The organism is Pseudomonas sp. BF-R-19 (assembly GCF_019956445.1).
Taxonomy (GTDB): domain Bacteria; phylum Pseudomonadota; class Gammaproteobacteria; order Pseudomonadales; family Pseudomonadaceae; genus Aquipseudomonas; species Aquipseudomonas fluorescens_BH.
In genome coordinates this window covers 1-15,499 of sequence record NZ_JAHBDN010000052.1, presented here as the reverse complement: position 1 = coordinate 15,499, position 15,499 = coordinate 1, and the positions used below count along the sequence as shown (strand labels likewise).

At 58.6% G+C, this 15,499-nt stretch carries 16 protein-coding genes and 1 tRNA gene; 13 read left to right on the top strand and 4 right to left on the bottom strand.

Annotated features, from left to right (window positions below; all coding sequences use genetic code 11):
• Window positions 1–91 precede the first annotated feature (91 nt).
• Both KGB28_RS14345 and KGB28_RS14340 read left to right on the top strand, forming a co-directional pair.
• On the top strand, window positions 92–346 hold the full coding sequence (locus KGB28_RS14345; protein ID WP_057716026.1) for a succinate dehydrogenase assembly factor 2: 255 nt from the start codon (window positions 92–94) through the stop codon (window positions 344–346).
• Window positions 330–782: a protein YgfX gene (locus KGB28_RS14340; protein ID WP_223446008.1), complete on the top strand. Its 453-nt coding sequence runs from the start codon at window positions 330–332 to the stop codon at window positions 780–782. The genes KGB28_RS14345 and KGB28_RS14340 overlap by 17 nt, the downstream gene beginning before the upstream one ends.
• On the opposite strand, the gene nadB is transcribed toward KGB28_RS14340, so the two are convergent.
• Window positions 751–2,367: an L-aspartate oxidase gene (gene nadB / locus KGB28_RS14335; protein ID WP_150727532.1), complete on the bottom strand. Its 1,617-nt coding sequence runs from the start codon at window positions 2,365–2,367 to the stop codon at window positions 751–753. The two genes, KGB28_RS14340 and nadB, sit on opposite strands and share 32 nt — an antisense overlap.
• Before the next feature lie 551 nt (window positions 2,368–2,918).
• Here nadB and rpoE point away from each other — a divergent pair.
• The 4 genes from rpoE to KGB28_RS14315 all read left to right on the top strand — a co-directional run bounded on the left by rpoE (window position 2,919) and on the right by KGB28_RS14315 (window position 6,690).
• Entirely contained in the window at window positions 2,919–3,500 is a 582-nt protein-coding gene (rpoE, locus tag KGB28_RS14330) for an RNA polymerase sigma factor RpoE (RefSeq protein WP_003172477.1), read from the top strand.
• A gap of 31 nt (window positions 3,501–3,531) precedes the next feature.
• Window positions 3,532–4,119, top strand: a complete 588-nt coding sequence (locus KGB28_RS14325; RefSeq protein WP_223446006.1) for a sigma-E factor negative regulatory protein — start codon at window positions 3,532–3,534, stop codon at window positions 4,117–4,119.
• Window positions 4,120–4,127: 8 nt separating this feature from the next.
• Complete coding sequence (locus KGB28_RS14320; RefSeq protein WP_223446004.1) at window positions 4,128–5,087, top strand: MucB/RseB C-terminal domain-containing protein; 960 nt, start codon at window positions 4,128–4,130, stop codon at window positions 5,085–5,087.
• A 178-nt stretch (window positions 5,088–5,265) separates the two neighbouring features.
• The gene (locus KGB28_RS14315) at window positions 5,266–6,690 is read left to right on the top strand and encodes a DegQ family serine endoprotease (RefSeq protein WP_150727529.1); all 1,425 of its coding nucleotides are present in this window, start codon (window positions 5,266–5,268) and stop codon (window positions 6,688–6,690) included.
• Window positions 6,691–6,769: 79 nt separating this feature from the next.
• Here KGB28_RS14315 and KGB28_RS14310 read toward each other — a convergent pair whose 3' ends face one another.
• Window positions 6,770–8,203, bottom strand: a complete 1,434-nt coding sequence (locus KGB28_RS14310; RefSeq protein WP_223446003.1) for a M48 family metalloprotease — start codon at window positions 8,201–8,203, stop codon at window positions 6,770–6,772.
• 98 nt (window positions 8,204–8,301) lie between these two features.
• On the opposite strand from KGB28_RS14310, the gene KGB28_RS14305 reads away from it, so the two are divergent.
• Entirely contained in the window at window positions 8,302–8,541 is a 240-nt protein-coding gene (locus tag KGB28_RS14305; RefSeq protein WP_007996208.1) for a sulfurtransferase TusA family protein, read from the top strand.
• Between the two features lie 31 nt (window positions 8,542–8,572).
• A complete protein-coding gene (locus KGB28_RS14300; RefSeq protein WP_223446001.1) occupies window positions 8,573–9,643 on the top strand; it encodes an AI-2E family transporter in 1,071 nt (356 codons plus the stop codon).
• A gap of 137 nt (window positions 9,644–9,780) precedes the next feature.
• Here KGB28_RS14300 and KGB28_RS14295 read toward each other — a convergent pair whose 3' ends face one another.
• Window positions 9,781–10,254 carry a peroxiredoxin gene (locus KGB28_RS14295; protein WP_223445999.1) on the bottom strand — a complete coding sequence of 158 codons (474 nt, stop codon included), beginning with the start codon at window positions 10,252–10,254 and terminating at the stop codon, window positions 9,781–9,783.
• A 10-nt stretch (window positions 10,255–10,264) separates the two neighbouring features.
• A complete protein-coding gene (locus KGB28_RS14290) occupies window positions 10,265–10,825 on the bottom strand; it encodes a glycine cleavage system protein R (protein ID WP_007979776.1) in 561 nt (186 codons plus the stop codon).
• A 328-nt stretch (window positions 10,826–11,153) separates the two neighbouring features.
• On the opposite strand from KGB28_RS14290, the gene dapA reads away from it, so the two are divergent.
• The 5 genes from dapA (at window position 11,154) to KGB28_RS14265 (ending at window position 14,843) form a co-directional block, all read left to right on the top strand.
• Window positions 11,154–12,032 (top strand): 4-hydroxy-tetrahydrodipicolinate synthase, encoded by an 879-nt coding sequence (gene dapA, locus KGB28_RS14285; protein ID WP_223445998.1) that lies wholly within the window; start codon window positions 11,154–11,156, stop codon window positions 12,030–12,032.
• Window positions 12,033–12,049: 17 nt separating this feature from the next.
• Window positions 12,050–13,165: an outer membrane protein assembly factor BamC gene (gene bamC / locus KGB28_RS14280; RefSeq protein ID WP_223445996.1), complete on the top strand. Its 1,116-nt coding sequence runs from the start codon at window positions 12,050–12,052 to the stop codon at window positions 13,163–13,165.
• Between the two features lie 4 nt (window positions 13,166–13,169).
• Complete coding sequence (locus KGB28_RS14275) at window positions 13,170–13,928, top strand: MBL fold metallo-hydrolase (protein WP_095945094.1); 759 nt, start codon at window positions 13,170–13,172, stop codon at window positions 13,926–13,928.
• A gap of 28 nt (window positions 13,929–13,956) precedes the next feature.
• The gene (gene purC, locus KGB28_RS14270) at window positions 13,957–14,670 is read left to right on the top strand and encodes a phosphoribosylaminoimidazolesuccinocarboxamide synthase (RefSeq protein WP_093413164.1); all 714 of its coding nucleotides are present in this window, start codon (window positions 13,957–13,959) and stop codon (window positions 14,668–14,670) included.
• Window positions 14,671–14,753: 83 nt separating this feature from the next.
• A tRNA-Ser gene (locus KGB28_RS14265) sits at window positions 14,754–14,843 on the top strand.
• Window positions 14,844–15,499: the final 656 nt, after the last annotated feature.

The window sequence follows — 15,499 nt, the reverse complement described above, 5'->3', positions numbered from 1 at the left end:
TAGTTCACAAAGGATCACCGGTGCCCGACCAAAGCCGACTGTTCGACGGGACGCGGGCCTGTATACTTGCGGCCTATTTGAGGAGCGCTCCATGGTTGAAGATGTTGAACTGAATCGCCTCTACTGGCACAGCCGCCGCGGCATGCTTGAGCTTGACGTGTTGCTGGTGCCGTTTGTGAAAGAGGTTTATCGGCACCTCAACGAGGTTGATCGCGCCTGCTACGTCAGGTTGCTCGAATGCGAAGATCAGGACATGTTCGGCTGGTTCATGGAACGCAGCGAATCGGAAGATCCTGAGCTGCAACGCATGGTTCGCATGATCCTGGATCGTGTCCAGCCCAAGTAATGGGTTCGAATGCCGCTGGCATGCCTCGCGGCAGTTGCTGGCGGCGTATCTTCTGGCCCAGCTGTTCGCGTTGGGTTCGTTGTCTTTACTGTCAATTCCGGTCTGGGCCAGCGCGCTCGGCGTCGTGCTGTGCGTGGCTCACGGAGTCTGGCTGTTGCCCCGGCAAATCCTGCTGACCCACCCGCAGGCCTTTTGCGGCTTGCGGCGCGACGCCGATGGCTGGCAGTTGTGGAGTCGGGCCAAGGGTTGGCAGCCCGTGCAATTGAGGCCGGACAGCCTGGCGCTGCCGTTGGTGGTGGTACTGCGTTTCCGACTACGTGGTGAGCGCAGGGTCCGGGCCATTTGCGTGCCCCGGGACGCGCAGGCGGCGGATGTGCACCGACGCCTGCGGGTCCGGCTCAAATTCAGCCGACGTAGGTGGGTGGCACCAGAATAGTGTCCAGCGCGACTGGCAACAGGTTCGGGTAGTCGAGGGTGTAATGCAGGCCACGGCTTTCCTTGCGCTCCATGGCTGAGAGAATCATCAGCTCGGCCACTTGGGCCAGGTTGCGCAGCTCGATCAAATCCCGGCTGACCTTGTAGTTGCTATAGAACTCGTCGATTTCATCCAGCAACAGTTGCACGCGGTGTTGCGCCCGTTGCAGACGCTTATTGGTGCGCACGATGCCAACGTAGTCCCACATGAATCGCCGCAGTTCATCCCAGTTGTGCGCAATGATCACGTCTTCATCGGAATCGGTGACCTGGCTCGCATCCCAGGCGGGAAGGGGGGTTGGCATCGGAATCAGGGGCAGCTGTTCGAGAATGTCCGCTGCCGCCGAGCGGGCATAGACGAAACATTCCAGCAGCGAGTTGCTGGCCATGCGGTTGGCGCCGTGCAGGCCGGTGAAACTGGTTTCGCCAATGGCGTACAGCCCCGGCACATCGGTGCGGCCCTGTTGATCGACCATCACGCCGCCGCAGGTGTAGTGCGCCGCCGGGACCACCGGAATCGGTTGTTTGGTGATGTCGATGGAAAATTCCAGGCAGCGTTCGTACACCGTCGGGAAGTGCGTCTTGATGAAGGCTTCGGGCTTGTGGCTGATGTCCAGATAGACGCAATCGATACCCAGGCGCTTCATTTCATGGTCGATGGCCCGGGCGACGATGTCCCGTGGCGCCAACTCGGCCCGAGGATCGAAGCGCTGCATGAAGCGCTCGCCGTTGGGCAACTTGAGGTGGGCACCTTCGCCTCGCAGGGCTTCGGTGACCAGGAAACTCTTGGCTTGCGGGTGATACAGGCAAGTAGGGTGGAACTGGTTGAATTCCAGGTTCGCCACCCGGCAGCCCGAGCGCCAGGCCATGGCAATGCCATCGCCGCAGGCGCCGTCAGGGTTACTGGTGTACAGGTAAACCTTGGCCGCACCACCGGAGGCGAGGATCACAAAGCGCGCGCCGTAGGTGTCGACTTCGCCGGTGCCGCGATTGAGCACATAGGCGCCGAGGCAGCGATCACCTTCGAGTCCCAGGCGTTTCTCGGTGATCAGGTCAACCGCAACCCGCTGTTCCAGCAGTTCGATGTTCGGTCGTTTCCGGGCCTGGTCGAGCAGGGTAGTGAAAATGGCAGCGCCGGTGGCATCGGCGGCGTGGATGATGCGCCGATGGCTGTGACCGCCCTCGCGGGTCAGGTGGAACTCGAACCCGCCATCTTCGGTACTCGACTGTTCATCGCGGGTAAAGGGCACGCCTTGGTCGATCAGCCATTGAATCGCTTCTCTGCTGTGCTCGACGGTGAAGCGCACGGCGTCCTCATGACACAGGCCGCCGCCGGCATTGAGTGTGTCATCGACATGGGATTCAACGGTGTCGGTGTCGTCCAGCACGGCCGCAACGCCGCCCTGGGCCCAGAAAGTCGAGCCATTGGCGAGGTTGCCCTTGCTCAGTACGGCAATGCGCAAATGACCGGGCAAGGTCAGCGCAAGGCTCAAGCCGGCAGCGCCGCTGCCAATTACCAGAACATCGTGTTGAAACTGTTGGCTCATTTCAGGATTCCGCTCAAAGCGACCCGGATCGGGGGTGGCGCAGCTGGACAGGCGAGTCAAGGCAGCCGCACAGCCACTAGTATATAGAGGGGGGGAGCGGCACAATACCCGAGCTAGCATGGCATTGTGAAACTACTGTGACGCAAAACATCGGTCGCTTCGTCGGATGTTTTTCTGCCCGTTGGGCGCGAGAATGACTGTATCGCCGATTTAACAGTCTTTTTCCCTTCACGGTTGCACAATGTCGGTTCGGTGCAACTATAAATATTTGGAACTTTTGCCAAAGGGCCAAGATCAATAGACGGTTGCCTGAAACAAGGGACAGTGTCGGCTTCAGTGGAGGATTGCAGTTCGATCCCTGCTGAAGAATCCGATGACAAGATTATCCGCGCAGCCGGGTCAACTCGCGCTGCGCTTTTCGTGCGTGCCAAATCAGAGCCCGCAGGAAACTTGCCTGGAGGGGGAGAACTTTTGCGAAAAGCCCGAGTCTATGTTTGCAAGTCTGGTGGTTTACTTCTGCAATCCTCCTCCGAGCTCATCGAGGAGTGTTCATGCTAACCCAGGAAGAGGATCAGCAACTGGTCGAGCGCGTTCAGCGCGGCGACAAGCGTGCTTTCGATCTGCTAGTGCTGAAATACCAGCACAAAATTCTCGGGTTGATCGTGCGTTTCGTGCACGACACCCATGAAGCCCAGGATGTGGCACAAGAAGCCTTTATCAAGGCATACCGTGCACTTGGAAATTTTCGCGGAGACAGCGCGTTTTATACGTGGCTTTACCGCATCGCCATCAACACGGCGAAAAACTATCTGGTTTCACGCGGCCGTCGGCCGCCGGATAGCGATGTCAGTTCCGAGGATGCAGAGTTCTACGATGGCGATCATGGCCTCAAGGATCTCGAGTCGCCAGAGCGGGCCTTGCTGCGGGATGAGATCGAAGGCACCGTCCATCGAACCATTCAGCAACTGCCGGAAGATTTGCGTACGGCTTTAACTTTACGTGAGTTTGATGGTCTGAGTTACGAGGACATTGCGAGCGTCATGCAGTGTCCGGTAGGCACCGTGCGCTCCCGGATCTTCCGCGCCCGGGAGGCCATCGACAAAGCCCTGCAGCCGTTGTTGCAGGAAAACTAAAGACAGCGGCGACAGCCAAGAGAGGAACGCCATGAGTCGTGAAGCCCTGCAGGAATCGCTGTCCGCAGTGATGGATAACGAAGCGGACGAATTGGAATTGCGTCGGGTATTGAATGCCTGTGACGATGTTGAAACCCGTGAAACATGGGCTCGTTATCAGATCGCTCGGGCAGTGATGCACAAGGATCTGCTGCTTCCACGCCTGGACATCGCCGCGGCTGTTTCTGCTGCCCTGGCTGACGAAGCCGTACCGGCAAAAGCCTCCCGTGGTCCATGGCGCAGCCTGGGTCGTCTGGCGGTCGCAGCTTCCGTGACCCTGGCGGTGCTGGCCGGTGTGCGTCTGTACAACCAGGATGAGATCGCCGGTGTCGAACTGGCCCAGCAATCCAGTCAACCCGCGCTGGCCGCTCCTCAAGTAAAAGGCCCAGCCGTTTTGGCAGGCTACAATGAGAGTTCGGATGCTACCGGCCCAATGGCCAGCGGCGTATTGCAAGGTCAACCAGGCTGGCACGATCAGCGTCTGCCAGGTTACTTGCGCCAACACGCACAACAGGCTGCACTGAAAGGCACTGAGAGCGCTCTGCCTTACGCTCGTGCCGCAAGCCTGGAAAACCGTTAAGGAGGATCATGCGCGCCATACCTCTACTTTCGCTTCTGCTCAGCGGCTGGTTCATCGTTCCAGCCCAAGCCGATGAAGCTCAGGACTGGTTGACCCGCCTGGGCCAGGCAGAGCAGCAGCAAAGCTTTCAGGGTGCTTTCGTCTACGAGCGTAACGGTAGTTTTTCTACCCATAACATCTGGCACCGCGTCCAGGATGGAAAGGTCCGCGAGCGATTGATCCAGCTTGACGGTTCCGCTCAGGAGGTCGTTCGCATTGATGGGCAAACCCAATGCGTCAGCGGCACACTGATAGCAGGGCTTGGGGACTCCCCGAACTCCGCTGCCCGTGCACTCGATCCTCAAAAGCTCAAGAATTGGTATGACCTCGCCATCATCGGCAAGTCGCGTGTCGCCGGGCGTTCGGCGGTGATCGTATCGCTGACACCACGCGATCAGCACCGCTACGGTTTTGAACTGCATCTGGACAAAGAGACCGGCCTGCCTTTGAAGTCCTTGCTATTGGACGACAAGGGACGGTTGTTGGAGCGCTTCCAGTTCACGCAACTGGATACCGCTGACGTTCCTTCCGAAAAAGACCTGCAGGCCAGTAATGATTGCAAGCCAGTCAATCTCGAAAGTGACAAGGCTTCTGCCGTCAAGTCTGCCCAGGTCTGGCGTTCCGACTGGTTGCCGCCCGGCTTCGAGCTGACCAGCAGCACCGCTCGCAAGGATCCGCAGACCAAGACCCAGGTCAATAGCCTGATGTATGACGATGGTCTGACGCGCTTTTCGGTATTCCTCGAGCCGTTGAATGGCGCAACAGTCACCGACACCCGTACTCAGTTGGGGCCGACCGTTGCGGTTTCCCGGCGCCTGGCCACGGCACAGGGTGACATGATGGTCACCGTCGTCGGCGAGATACCGGTCGGTACTGCTGAACGGATAGCGCTTTCGATGCGCACCGACGCCGCTGCAACCAAGCAGTGAGCTGAATTCGAAATGTTTCGTGAGCATTTCAATTTGCAAAAATCCCGTAAATTTCTTATAGGTCAGAGCCCCTCGGCTCTGGCCTTGTTTGTTGTTCCCGGAACAAAAATACCGGCGTATTGTTCCCGGTGTTCCTTGCTCCATATCGCTTAACCCTGCTCGTCGTAACGGGAGCCGTATGTCGATACCTCGCTTGAAGTCCTACCTTTCCATTATTGCCACCGTGCTGGTGCTCGGTCAGGCGGTCACCGCCCAAGCGGTCGAGTTGCCTGATTTTACGCAACTGGTCGAACAGGCCTCGCCTGCGGTCGTGAACATCAGTACCACGCAAAAGCTGCCGGATCGCAAAGTCAGCCAGCAAATGCCCGACCTCGAAGGCTTGCCGCCGATGCTGCGCGAATTCTTCGAACGAGGCATGCCGCCACAATCGCGCTCACCTCGCGACCGCCAGCGCGAGGCGACTTCCCTGGGCTCGGGTTTCATCATCTCTTCCGATGGCTATATCCTGACCAACAACCACGTGATCGCCGATGCTGACGAAATCCTCGTCCGTCTGGCTGATCGCAGCGAAATGAAAGCCAAGCTGATTGGTACCGATCCACGTTCAGACGTGGCGCTGCTGAAAATCGAAGGCAAGGATCTGCCCGTGCTCAAGCTCGGTAAATCCCAGGACCTGAAGGCCGGCCAATGGGTTGTCGCGATCGGTTCGCCATTCGGCTTTGACCACACAGTGACCCAAGGCATCGTCAGCGCCGTCGGTCGCAGCCTGCCGAACGAAAACTATGTGCCGTTCATCCAGACCGACGTGCCGATCAACCCGGGTAACTCGGGCGGCCCGCTGTTCAACCTGAATGGTGAGGTGGTCGGGATCAACTCGCAGATCTATACCCGCTCCGGTGGCTTCATGGGCGTGTCGTTTGCAATCCCGATCGACGTGGCCATGGATGTTTCCAATCAGCTGAAGTCCGGTGGCAAGGTCAGCCGTGGCTGGCTGGGCGTCGTGATTCAGGAGGTGAGCAAGGACCTGGCCGAGTCGTTCGGTCTGGAGAAGCCGGCCGGTGCGCTGGTTGCCCAAATCCAGGATGATGGTCCGGCTGCCAAGGGTGGTCTGCAAGTGGGCGACGTGATCCTGAGCATGAACGGTCAGCCAATCGTTATGTCGGCCGACCTGCCGCACCTCGTTGGTGCGTTGAAGGCTGGCACCAAGGCCGATCTGGAAGTGATTCGTGACGGCAAGCGCAAGAATGTCGAATTGACGGTCGGCGCGATTCCGGAAGAAGGCAAGGAGCTGGACGCGCTGCCAAAATCCAGCATCGAGCGCAGCAGTAATCGCCTGGGTGTTTCCGTGGTCGAGCTGACTGACGAGCAGAAGAAAACCTACGACCTCAAAGGTGGTGTGCTGATCAAGGAAGTGCAGGACGGCCCGGCCGCCATGATCGGCCTGCAGCCGGGTGATGTGATCACCCACCTGAACAACCAGGCCATCGGTTCTACCAAGGAGTTCGCGGACATCGCCAAGGCGCTGCCAAAGAACCGCTCGGTGTCGATGCGGGTACTGCGTCAGGGGCGTGCGAGCTTCATCACCTTCAAGCTGGCTGAATAACCCGGTTTTTGTTGGTTGAATAAAAAACCGCCTCGAAAGAGGCGGTTTTTTTGTGTTCGGAGCTTTTGTCGCCGGGGCGTCAGCCCATCATGTCCTTGATCATGCGCTCCTGTTCCATCAGCTCGCGTTGCCGCGCGTCAATCCGCGAAGACAGCGGGAAGTTGCTGCCAGCCCTGCGTTTGGCGAAGTCCAGTTGCTGAATGGCCTGTTTGTAGTCCCCGACCAGCGCAAAGTATTCGGCGCGAGCCTGGTGCAGGCCGATGATATTGCCCGACAGGCCGCGCGTCTCGGCAACCTGATACCACACGTCCGGGTCATCCGGACGCGACTTGAGCAGGCTTTCGAGGGCTTTTTCCGCATCCGCGGCGCGGTTCTGCTTCAGCAGCAGGTCGACGCGCGCCTGATTCAGCGGATAGTTGCCAGGGTACTGGGCCATCAACCGCTCAACCCGGGACTGGGCGTCCGGCAGGCGATTGTTGGTGATGTCCAGGTCGACCTGAGCCAGGTTGTAGATGATCTCGTTGGGTGCCTTGGCCAGCAGCAACTTGAGGTTTTCCCGTGCTTCGTTCAGTTGGCCACCCTTGATCTGGGCAATTGCCAGGCCGTAGCGCGCCACGTCGCTTTTCGGGTTTTCGTCGAGCTGGGCGCGGAAGCGCTTGGCACCGAGCCCCGGGGTTTCTTCATAGATCAACTGGACGCGCGCGCGGATCAGTTGATAGCGCATGCTGTCTTCGATGCCACCCTGTGGTGCTAGTTCGGCGCGGTTGCGGGTGTCGGCGATACGCGATTCGGTGACCGGGTGAGTCAGCAGGAATTCCGGTGGCTTGGCATCGTAGCGATACTGACGCCCCAGGCGCTCGAACATGGTGGGCATCGAACGGGGGTCATAACCGGCCTTTTCCAGATTGAGAATGCCGATGCGGTCGGCTTCCTGTTCGTTCTGGCGGGAGAATCGACGCTGTTCCTGAATGGCCGCAGCCTGTGTGCCGGCAATGGCCGCGATCCCGGCGTCACCGGCGCCCGCGGCTGCAATCACGATACCGGCCAGCAATGCAGCCATCATGGGGACTTGCATGCGTTGTTGCGCTTCGACACCCCGGGCAAAGTGGCGCTGCGACAAGTGAGCCAATTCGTGCGCCATTACCGAAGCGTATTCGCCTTCGGTCTGGGCGTTGAGGAACAAACCTCCGTTCACCCCGACGATCCCGCCCGGCGCGGCAAAGGCGTTAAGCTGCGGGCTGTTGATCAGGATGAATTCCAGTCGCCGGTCAGTGACCTGGCTGGTCTCGACCAGTCGGTAGACGCTGGATTCCACGTAATCCTTGAGTTGCGGGTCGTTGAGCTGCGAAACCTGACTGCGCAACATGGCCAGCCAGGCCCGGCCGAGCTGGTATTCCTGTTGCGGTGAGACAATGGCAGAACTGGCGTCGCCGAGTGACGGCAGGTCGTCGGCGAAGCCCGGTGAGGCGAGCAGGCAAGCGAGCGTCAGCAGGGTAGGGCGCAAAAAGGTCATGCACAAAGCCTTAGTCGACAAAGACCTTACTGTAGCCGGACACCGGCGTTGCGACCAGATATTCTAGGCAACTCAACCACCTGACCCGGAGTGATGCAATGACCGACGCTGTAGAGCATGACGTTGAACTGGACGCCAGCGGCCTGAACTGTCCGTTACCGTTGCTCAAGGCCAAGATGGAGCTCAACCGGCTGGCCAGTGGTGCGGTACTCAAGGTCATCGCCACCGATGCGGGTTCGCAGCGCGACTTTCGCACCTTTGCCCGATTGGCCGGTCATACCCTGCTTCGTGAAGAAGATGACGCGGGTGTTTACCGCTACTGGTTGAAAAAGGCTTGAAGTCGACTGCGTTTGCTCCTAAGGATTATTGATGTTCAAAGTGTTACGCGACTGGATTCAGCGCTATTTCTCCGATGAAGAAGCGGTGGTGCTGGCTGTCCTGCTGTTTCTGGCATTCACCGTCGTACTGACCCTGGGCGGTATGCTGGCGCCGGTGCTCGCGGGCATGGTGCTGGCGTATCTGATGCAGGGGCTGGTGGTGACCCTCGAGCGCCTGCGCGTGCCGGGTTGGGTCGCGGTGGGGATGGTCTTTGCGTTATTCATGGGATTGTTGCTGGTATTCATCGTGGTTGTCGTGCCATTGCTGTGGCACCAACTGATTACTTTGTTCAACGAGTTGCCCGGCATGCTTGCCAAGTGGCAGTCACTCTTGTTGCTGCTGCCTGAGCGCTATCCGCACCTGGTATCCGATGAGCAAGTGCTGCGGGCCATTGAAGTGGCGCGGGGCGAAATCGGCAAGTTTGGTCAGTGGGCGCTCACGTTCTCGCTATCGAGCCTGCCATTGCTTGTAAACATCATGATCTATCTGGTGCTGGTGCCGATCCTGGTGTTTTTCTTCCTCAAGGATCGGGCCATGATCGGCCAGTGGGTGCGCGGTTACCTGCCCCGTGAGCGGGCGTTGATCACCCGGGTCGCCCATGAAATGAACCGGCAGATAGCCAACTACATTCGCGGCAAGGTCATCGAAATCTTCATTTGCGGTGGCGTGACCTACATCGCCTTCGTTGTTCTTGAGCTCAACTACGCGGCGCTGCTGGCATTGCTGGTGGGGATATCGGTGGTGGTGCCTTATGTCGGCGCCGTGGTGGTGACCGTGCCAGTGTTTCTGATTGCTCTGTTCCAGTGGGGCTGGAGCGATCAGTTCATATACTTGATGGCGGTCTACGGGATCATTCAGACGCTGGATGGCAACGTGCTGGTGCCCTTGCTGTTCTCGGAGGCGGTCAACCTGCACCCGGTGGCGATCATCTGCGCGGTGCTGTTGTTTGGCGGGTTGTGGGGCTTCTGGGGAGTGTTCTTTGCGATTCCCCTGGCAACACTGTTCAAGGCCGTACTGGATGCGTGGCCGCGCAAGGAGCCGGTGGTGGCGCCGTTGCTTTAATTCACGAAGTGGATTTATGAGCTGAAGCGAAGGGCCTCATCGCGAGCAAGCTCGCTCCCACAGATGGTTTGTGGTGGACACAAAACCAATGTGGGAGCGAGCTTGCTCGCGATGGCGTCCGAAAGGGCGCTCAAAAATCAGGCTTTGCTCAGGGCCTGAGCAGCCGCCAAAACGGCATCAACATGCCCCGGCACCTTCACGCCGCGCCATTCCTGACGCAGCACGCCGTTGGCGTCGATCAGGAACGTGCTGCGATCCACGCCCATGTATTCCTTGCCGTAGAGCTTTTTCAGCTTGATCACGTCGAACAGCTGGCAGATGGCTTCGTCCTTGTCACTGATCAGCTCAAAGGGGAATTCCTGTTTGCACTTGAAGTTCTCGTGGGATTTCAGGCTGTCGCGAGACACACCGAACACTTCGGTATTGGCGGCCTTGAACGCAGCGTATTGATCACGAAAACCCTGCCCCTCGGTCGTGCAGCCCGGCGTGCTGTCCTTGGGGTAGAAGTAGATCACCACCTGCTTGCCTTTCAGGCCAGCGAGGCTGACGGCTTGCCCGCTGGTGGCGGGGGCTTCGAAATCGGCAACCGGTTGGTCGATGGCAACGGCCATGAAAGCTTCCTTACATTGGGTTCTGTGGGCGCCAGGGTTCGATCAGGGCATCTAGGTTCAGCGCGTCGGCAAAATCCAGGAACTGATCGCGCAGCCAGCTGATTTGCACGCCGGCCGGCAAGGTCACGGTAAACGTGGCGTTGAGCATGGTGCCGCCGGTCTGCGGAGCCTGGTAGGTGTCGCAGGTCAGGTTTTCCAGCTCGACATTGTGGTCCATGAAGAACTGGCACAGCTCGTTGATGATGTCCGAGCGGTAGGCCGAGCTGACATAAGCGACGTACGGCAGGGCCTGGGGGCGGTTTTCCAGGGCCGCGCTGCGCACCACGTTGACCGTGAACGCATGCCGCTTGGCCAATACTGGCAGGCTGCCTTCCAGGCGCGCCAGGGCATCCCAGCTACCGGAGATTTCCAGCACCAGGGCACTGCATTCGCCATGACGGGTCAGGCGAGAGGTGACAACGGCGCAGCGGTTTTCATGGCTGGCGCGGCACAGGACGTTGGTCAGCTCCATGGGGTTGGCGCCGAGGGCACTGATAACAAGGAATTGTTCGCGAACTGTGGGGGTGGACATGCAGCATTCCTAAAGCGATGAGCGGTCGATACGTCCAGAGGGCGTTTTGTCGGGAGCCAGCCTGCGGATGCGAATTCAGAAAACCCCAAGCGGCAGGTTGCGACGTGCTCCGGCGGGGCGGGAGCGAGAGGCGGCAACGCTGGATCAGGGCTTGTGATGCCGAAAATGGAGGCTGAAACCCGACGGACGAGCTTGTCTGTACCGATCAAAGTCTGAAGGGTAGCGAAAACCGGCGCCAAGGGGAATGGCGGCAGCACAGTACTTCGCTTGTGCAAGCAACTTGGCGCCAGTACCATTACGGCTCTCTTTTTCCGGCAGGAGCGGTTTCATGATTGCGGGCAGTATGGTGGCACTGGTCACACCCATGGATGCACAGGGGCGTCTTGACTGGGACAGCCTCAGCAAACTCGTGGACTTCCACCTTGAAAACGGCACCCATGCCATTGTCGCCGTCGGCACCACCGGCGAATCGGCAACCCTCGACGTCAACGAGCACATCGCAGTCATCCGCGCTGTGGTCAAGCAGGTCAATGGCCGCATTCCGGTGATCGCCGGTACCGGCGCCAACTCGACCCGCGAAGCCGTCGAATTGACCCGTAACGCCAAGGAAGCCGGCGCCGATGCCTGCCTGCTGGTCGTGCCGTACTACAACAAGCCGACCCAGGAAGGCCTGTACCTGCACTTCAAACACATCGCAGAAGCGGTCGACATCCCGCAGATTCTCTATAACGTTCCCGGCCGCACCTCCTGCGACATGCAGGCCGAAACCGTGATCCGCCTGTCCACCGTGCCGAACATCATCGGTATCAAGGAGGCGACCGGCGACCTCAAGCGCGCCAAGGCCATCCTCGATGGCGTAAGCAAGGACTTCATCGTCCTTTCCGGCGATGATCCGACCGCTGTCGAGCTGATTCTGATGGGCGGCAAGGGCAACATCTCCGTCACCGCCAACGTCGCTCCACGTGAAATGGCCGATCTGTGCGAGGCCGCCCTCAAGGGGGATGCCGAGACCGCCCGGGCAATCAACGAAAAATTGATGCCGCTGCACAAGGACCTGTTCATCGAAGCCAACCCGATTCCGGTGAAGTGGGCTTTGGTTGAGATGGGCCTGATGCACGAAGGCATTCGCCTGCCGTTGACCTGGCTGAGCGCACCTTGTCACGAAACGCTGCGCACGGCCCTGCGCCAGTGCGGCGTCCTGGTTTAATTGAGGAAGTACAACGCATGAAGCGAATGGCCGGACTTTCCGCACTTGCCTTGATTATCTCCAGCACCAGTGGCTGCGGATGGATCTGGGGCCCGGAAGGTTATTTCCGTGACCGTGGTAGCGATTACCTGGAAGCGCAACAGACTGCACCGATGCAAATACCGCAGGATGTCCGTACCGCCAAGCGTCTGGATCCGCTGTTGCCGATCCCGCGCAACGTGGCCGATGACACCGTCAAGGGCGAATACATCGTTCCTCGTCCGCAGCCATTGACGGCTGGGGTCGACGCCAGTCCGTACTCCCTGCAGAAGAGCGGTGATTCGCGCTCGATCCTGGCGCAAAATCCACCGGCCGAAATCTGGCCTGTAGCCGTTCAGTTCTTCCAGGACAACGGTTTCCGTCTGGATGAACAGCGTCCGCAAACCGGCGAATTCACCACGACCTGGCAGCATTCCGATGAACTGTCCGCGGCCATGGCCAAGCGCCTGAGCGCAGCCGGCGTCAGCACGGACAGCGAAACCCGCGTGCGGGTGCGCATTGAGCCGGGCGTGCAGCGTAATACCAGTGAAGTCTATGTGGTCAGCGCCGAGCGTCCTGCCGGCAGCACCGCCGACGTGGCCTTCACCAACCGTTCGGTCAACACTGGCCTGGACGCGGCACTGGTCGACGACATGCTCGCGAGCATGAGCCGCATCTCGGAGAAGGGCGGTTCGGTCTCCATGCTGGCTTCGCGTGATTTCGACGCGCCAAGTCGTGTCAGCCTGAGTGAAGACGGCAGCGGCAACCCTGTGCTGAACGTCGGTACCGATCTGGATCGTGCCTGGTCGAGCGTCGGTCGTGCGTTGGAACAGGGCGAATGGCGTGTTGAAGACATCAACCGCAGCCTGGGCCTGTACTACATCAACCTGGCCGAAAAAGCCGAGAGCAAAGACGACAAGCCAGGCTTCTTCAGCAGCCTGTTCGGCAGCGCGCCGAGCAAGGAAGAGCTTGACGCCCGCGCCGAGCGTTATCAGGTTCGCCTGAGCAAGGTTGGCGAGAACGTACAGGTCACCGTCGAGAAAAACATCAACACCGTGGCGCCGGCAGATGTGGCGCGTAAAGTGTTGAGCAAGATTCAGGACAACCTGGGCTGATCCTATGCGTTTTGCCGTTCTCGGCAGCGGCAGTCAAGGGAACGGCACGCTGATAGCCAGCGCTGATACGTACGTATTGGTGGATTGTGGTTTTTCCCTGCGGGAAACCGAAAAACGCCTGCTGCGCCTGGGTGTGAACCCTGCGCAGTTGAGCGCGATACTCGTGACCCACGAACATGCCGACCACGTGCATGGCGTGGGTTTGCTGTCTCGGCGCTACAATCTGCCTGTCTACCTCAGTCGCGGGACCTTGCGCGGGATGCGCAAACCGATTGAACCCGCAGGCTTTCTGGCCGGCGGCGAGCAGTTGCAAATCGGCGACTTGAGCATCGGTGTCATTGCCGTGGCCCACGATGCACAAGAACCGACGCAATATGTGTTCAGTGACGGTTTACGGCGCTTCGGCCTGTTGACCGACCTGGGCTCGTATTGTGACAAGGTGCTGGACGGCTATCGGGACCTCGATGCGTTGATGATCGAGTCCAATCACTGCCGTGACATGCTGGCTCGCGGTCATTACCCGTACTTTCTCAAGCAGCGGGTGGGTGGTGAATTGGGACATTTGAATAACCACCAGGCGGCATTCCTGGTGGCCGAGCTGGGCTGGAAAGACCTGCAACACCTGGTCCTGGCCCATCTGAGCAGCAAGAACAACCTGCCGCGGCTGGCCCGGCAATGTTTTGTCGACACCCTCGGGTGCGACCCGGACTGGCTGCAACTGGCCGATCAAGATTCAGGGCTCGACTGGCGTCACATCGCCTAGCCCATCTACTTAGCAAGCGGAGCCCATCATGGAAAAACGTGAAGAACTCTACCGCGGCAAAGCCAAGTCGGTTTACAAGACCGACGACGCTAACCGTTTGATCCTGCTGTTTCGCAACGACACCTCGGCGTTCGATGGCAAGCGTATCGAACAGCTCGACCGCAAAGGTATGGTGAACAACAAGTTCAACGCCTTCATCATGCAGAAGCTCGAAGCGGCCGGCGTGCCGACCCAATTCGACAAATTGCTGGGCGACAACGAATGCCTGGTGAAGAAGCTCGACATGATCCCGGTCGAGTGCGTCGTGCGTAACTACGCCGCTGGCAGCCTTGTCAAGCGTCTGGGTGTCGAAGAGGGCATGAAGCTCAACCCCTACACCTTCGAACTGTTCCTGAAGGACGACGCCAAGGGCGACCCGTTCATCAACGAATCCCACGTCGTGGCCTTTGGTTGGGGCACCGCCGAGCAACTGGTTCGCATGAAAGAGCTGTCGCTCAAGGTCAACGAAGTGCTGAACAAGCTGTTCGACGACGCCGGCCTGCTGCTGGTCGACTTCAAGCTGGAATTCGGCGTGTTCCACGATGGCTCCATCGTGCTGGGCGACGAATTCAGCCCGGACGGCTGCCGTCTGTGGGACAAGGCCACCGGCAAGAAAATGGACAAGGACCGCTTCCGTCAGGGCCTCGGTGACGTCATCGAAGCCTACGAAGAAGTCGCCAATCGCCTGGGCGTACCGCTTTAATCGACGCAAGCATCTGATAGCACAGAAATATTTCGCTTAGGGGGTTCGCTTCCTGCGAAAGTGTTGTTATGATGCGCGCCGTTGGAGAGATGCCAGAGTGGCCGAATGGGACGGATTCGAAATCCGTTGTACCTTCACCGGTACCTAGGGTTCGAATCCCTATCTCTCCGCCATTATTGAATAAGACTAAGCCCCTGAGATGGTTAAACATTTCAGGGGCTTTTTCGTTTCTGTCATGTTGGTCGGGGCATTTCGTGTCCCGGCATTTTTGACGCGATACCCGTCATGCTCTTGGGATCCCCCGGGTATCCATTTACCGCAGGGCTTTCTCACCATTGTTGTATCTATATGTCCAGGCGACGTGGTTTGGGTTCGCTGCTGCCCCAGTGCTTTATATAGATGCTGGAGGTTCTCGTGGTGGCAACCCGGGTGCTTTGGTAGGGAAGAAGAATTTTCAGGTGGGGGGTTGACCACGCATTTTAATCCTGTACTATTCGCCTCCCGCTAACGAGCAGTTTGATGTTGCTCTTGGCTTAAGTAGTTGATTTTGTTGAAAAATCAGAAACTTTTAAGGTTGCAAATTGAAAAGATGCGCTGTAAGATGCGCACCTCGGTTGAGACGAAAGATCTTAACCAGCCGCTCTTTAACAACTGAATCAAGCAATTCGTGTGGGTGCTTGTGGAGTCAGACTGCTAGTCAACAGATTATCAGCATCACAAGTTACTCCGCGAGAAATCAAAGATGTAACCAACGATTGCTGAGCCAAGTTTAGGGTTTTCTCAAAACCCAAAGATGTTTGAACTGAAGAGTTTGATCATGGCTCAGATT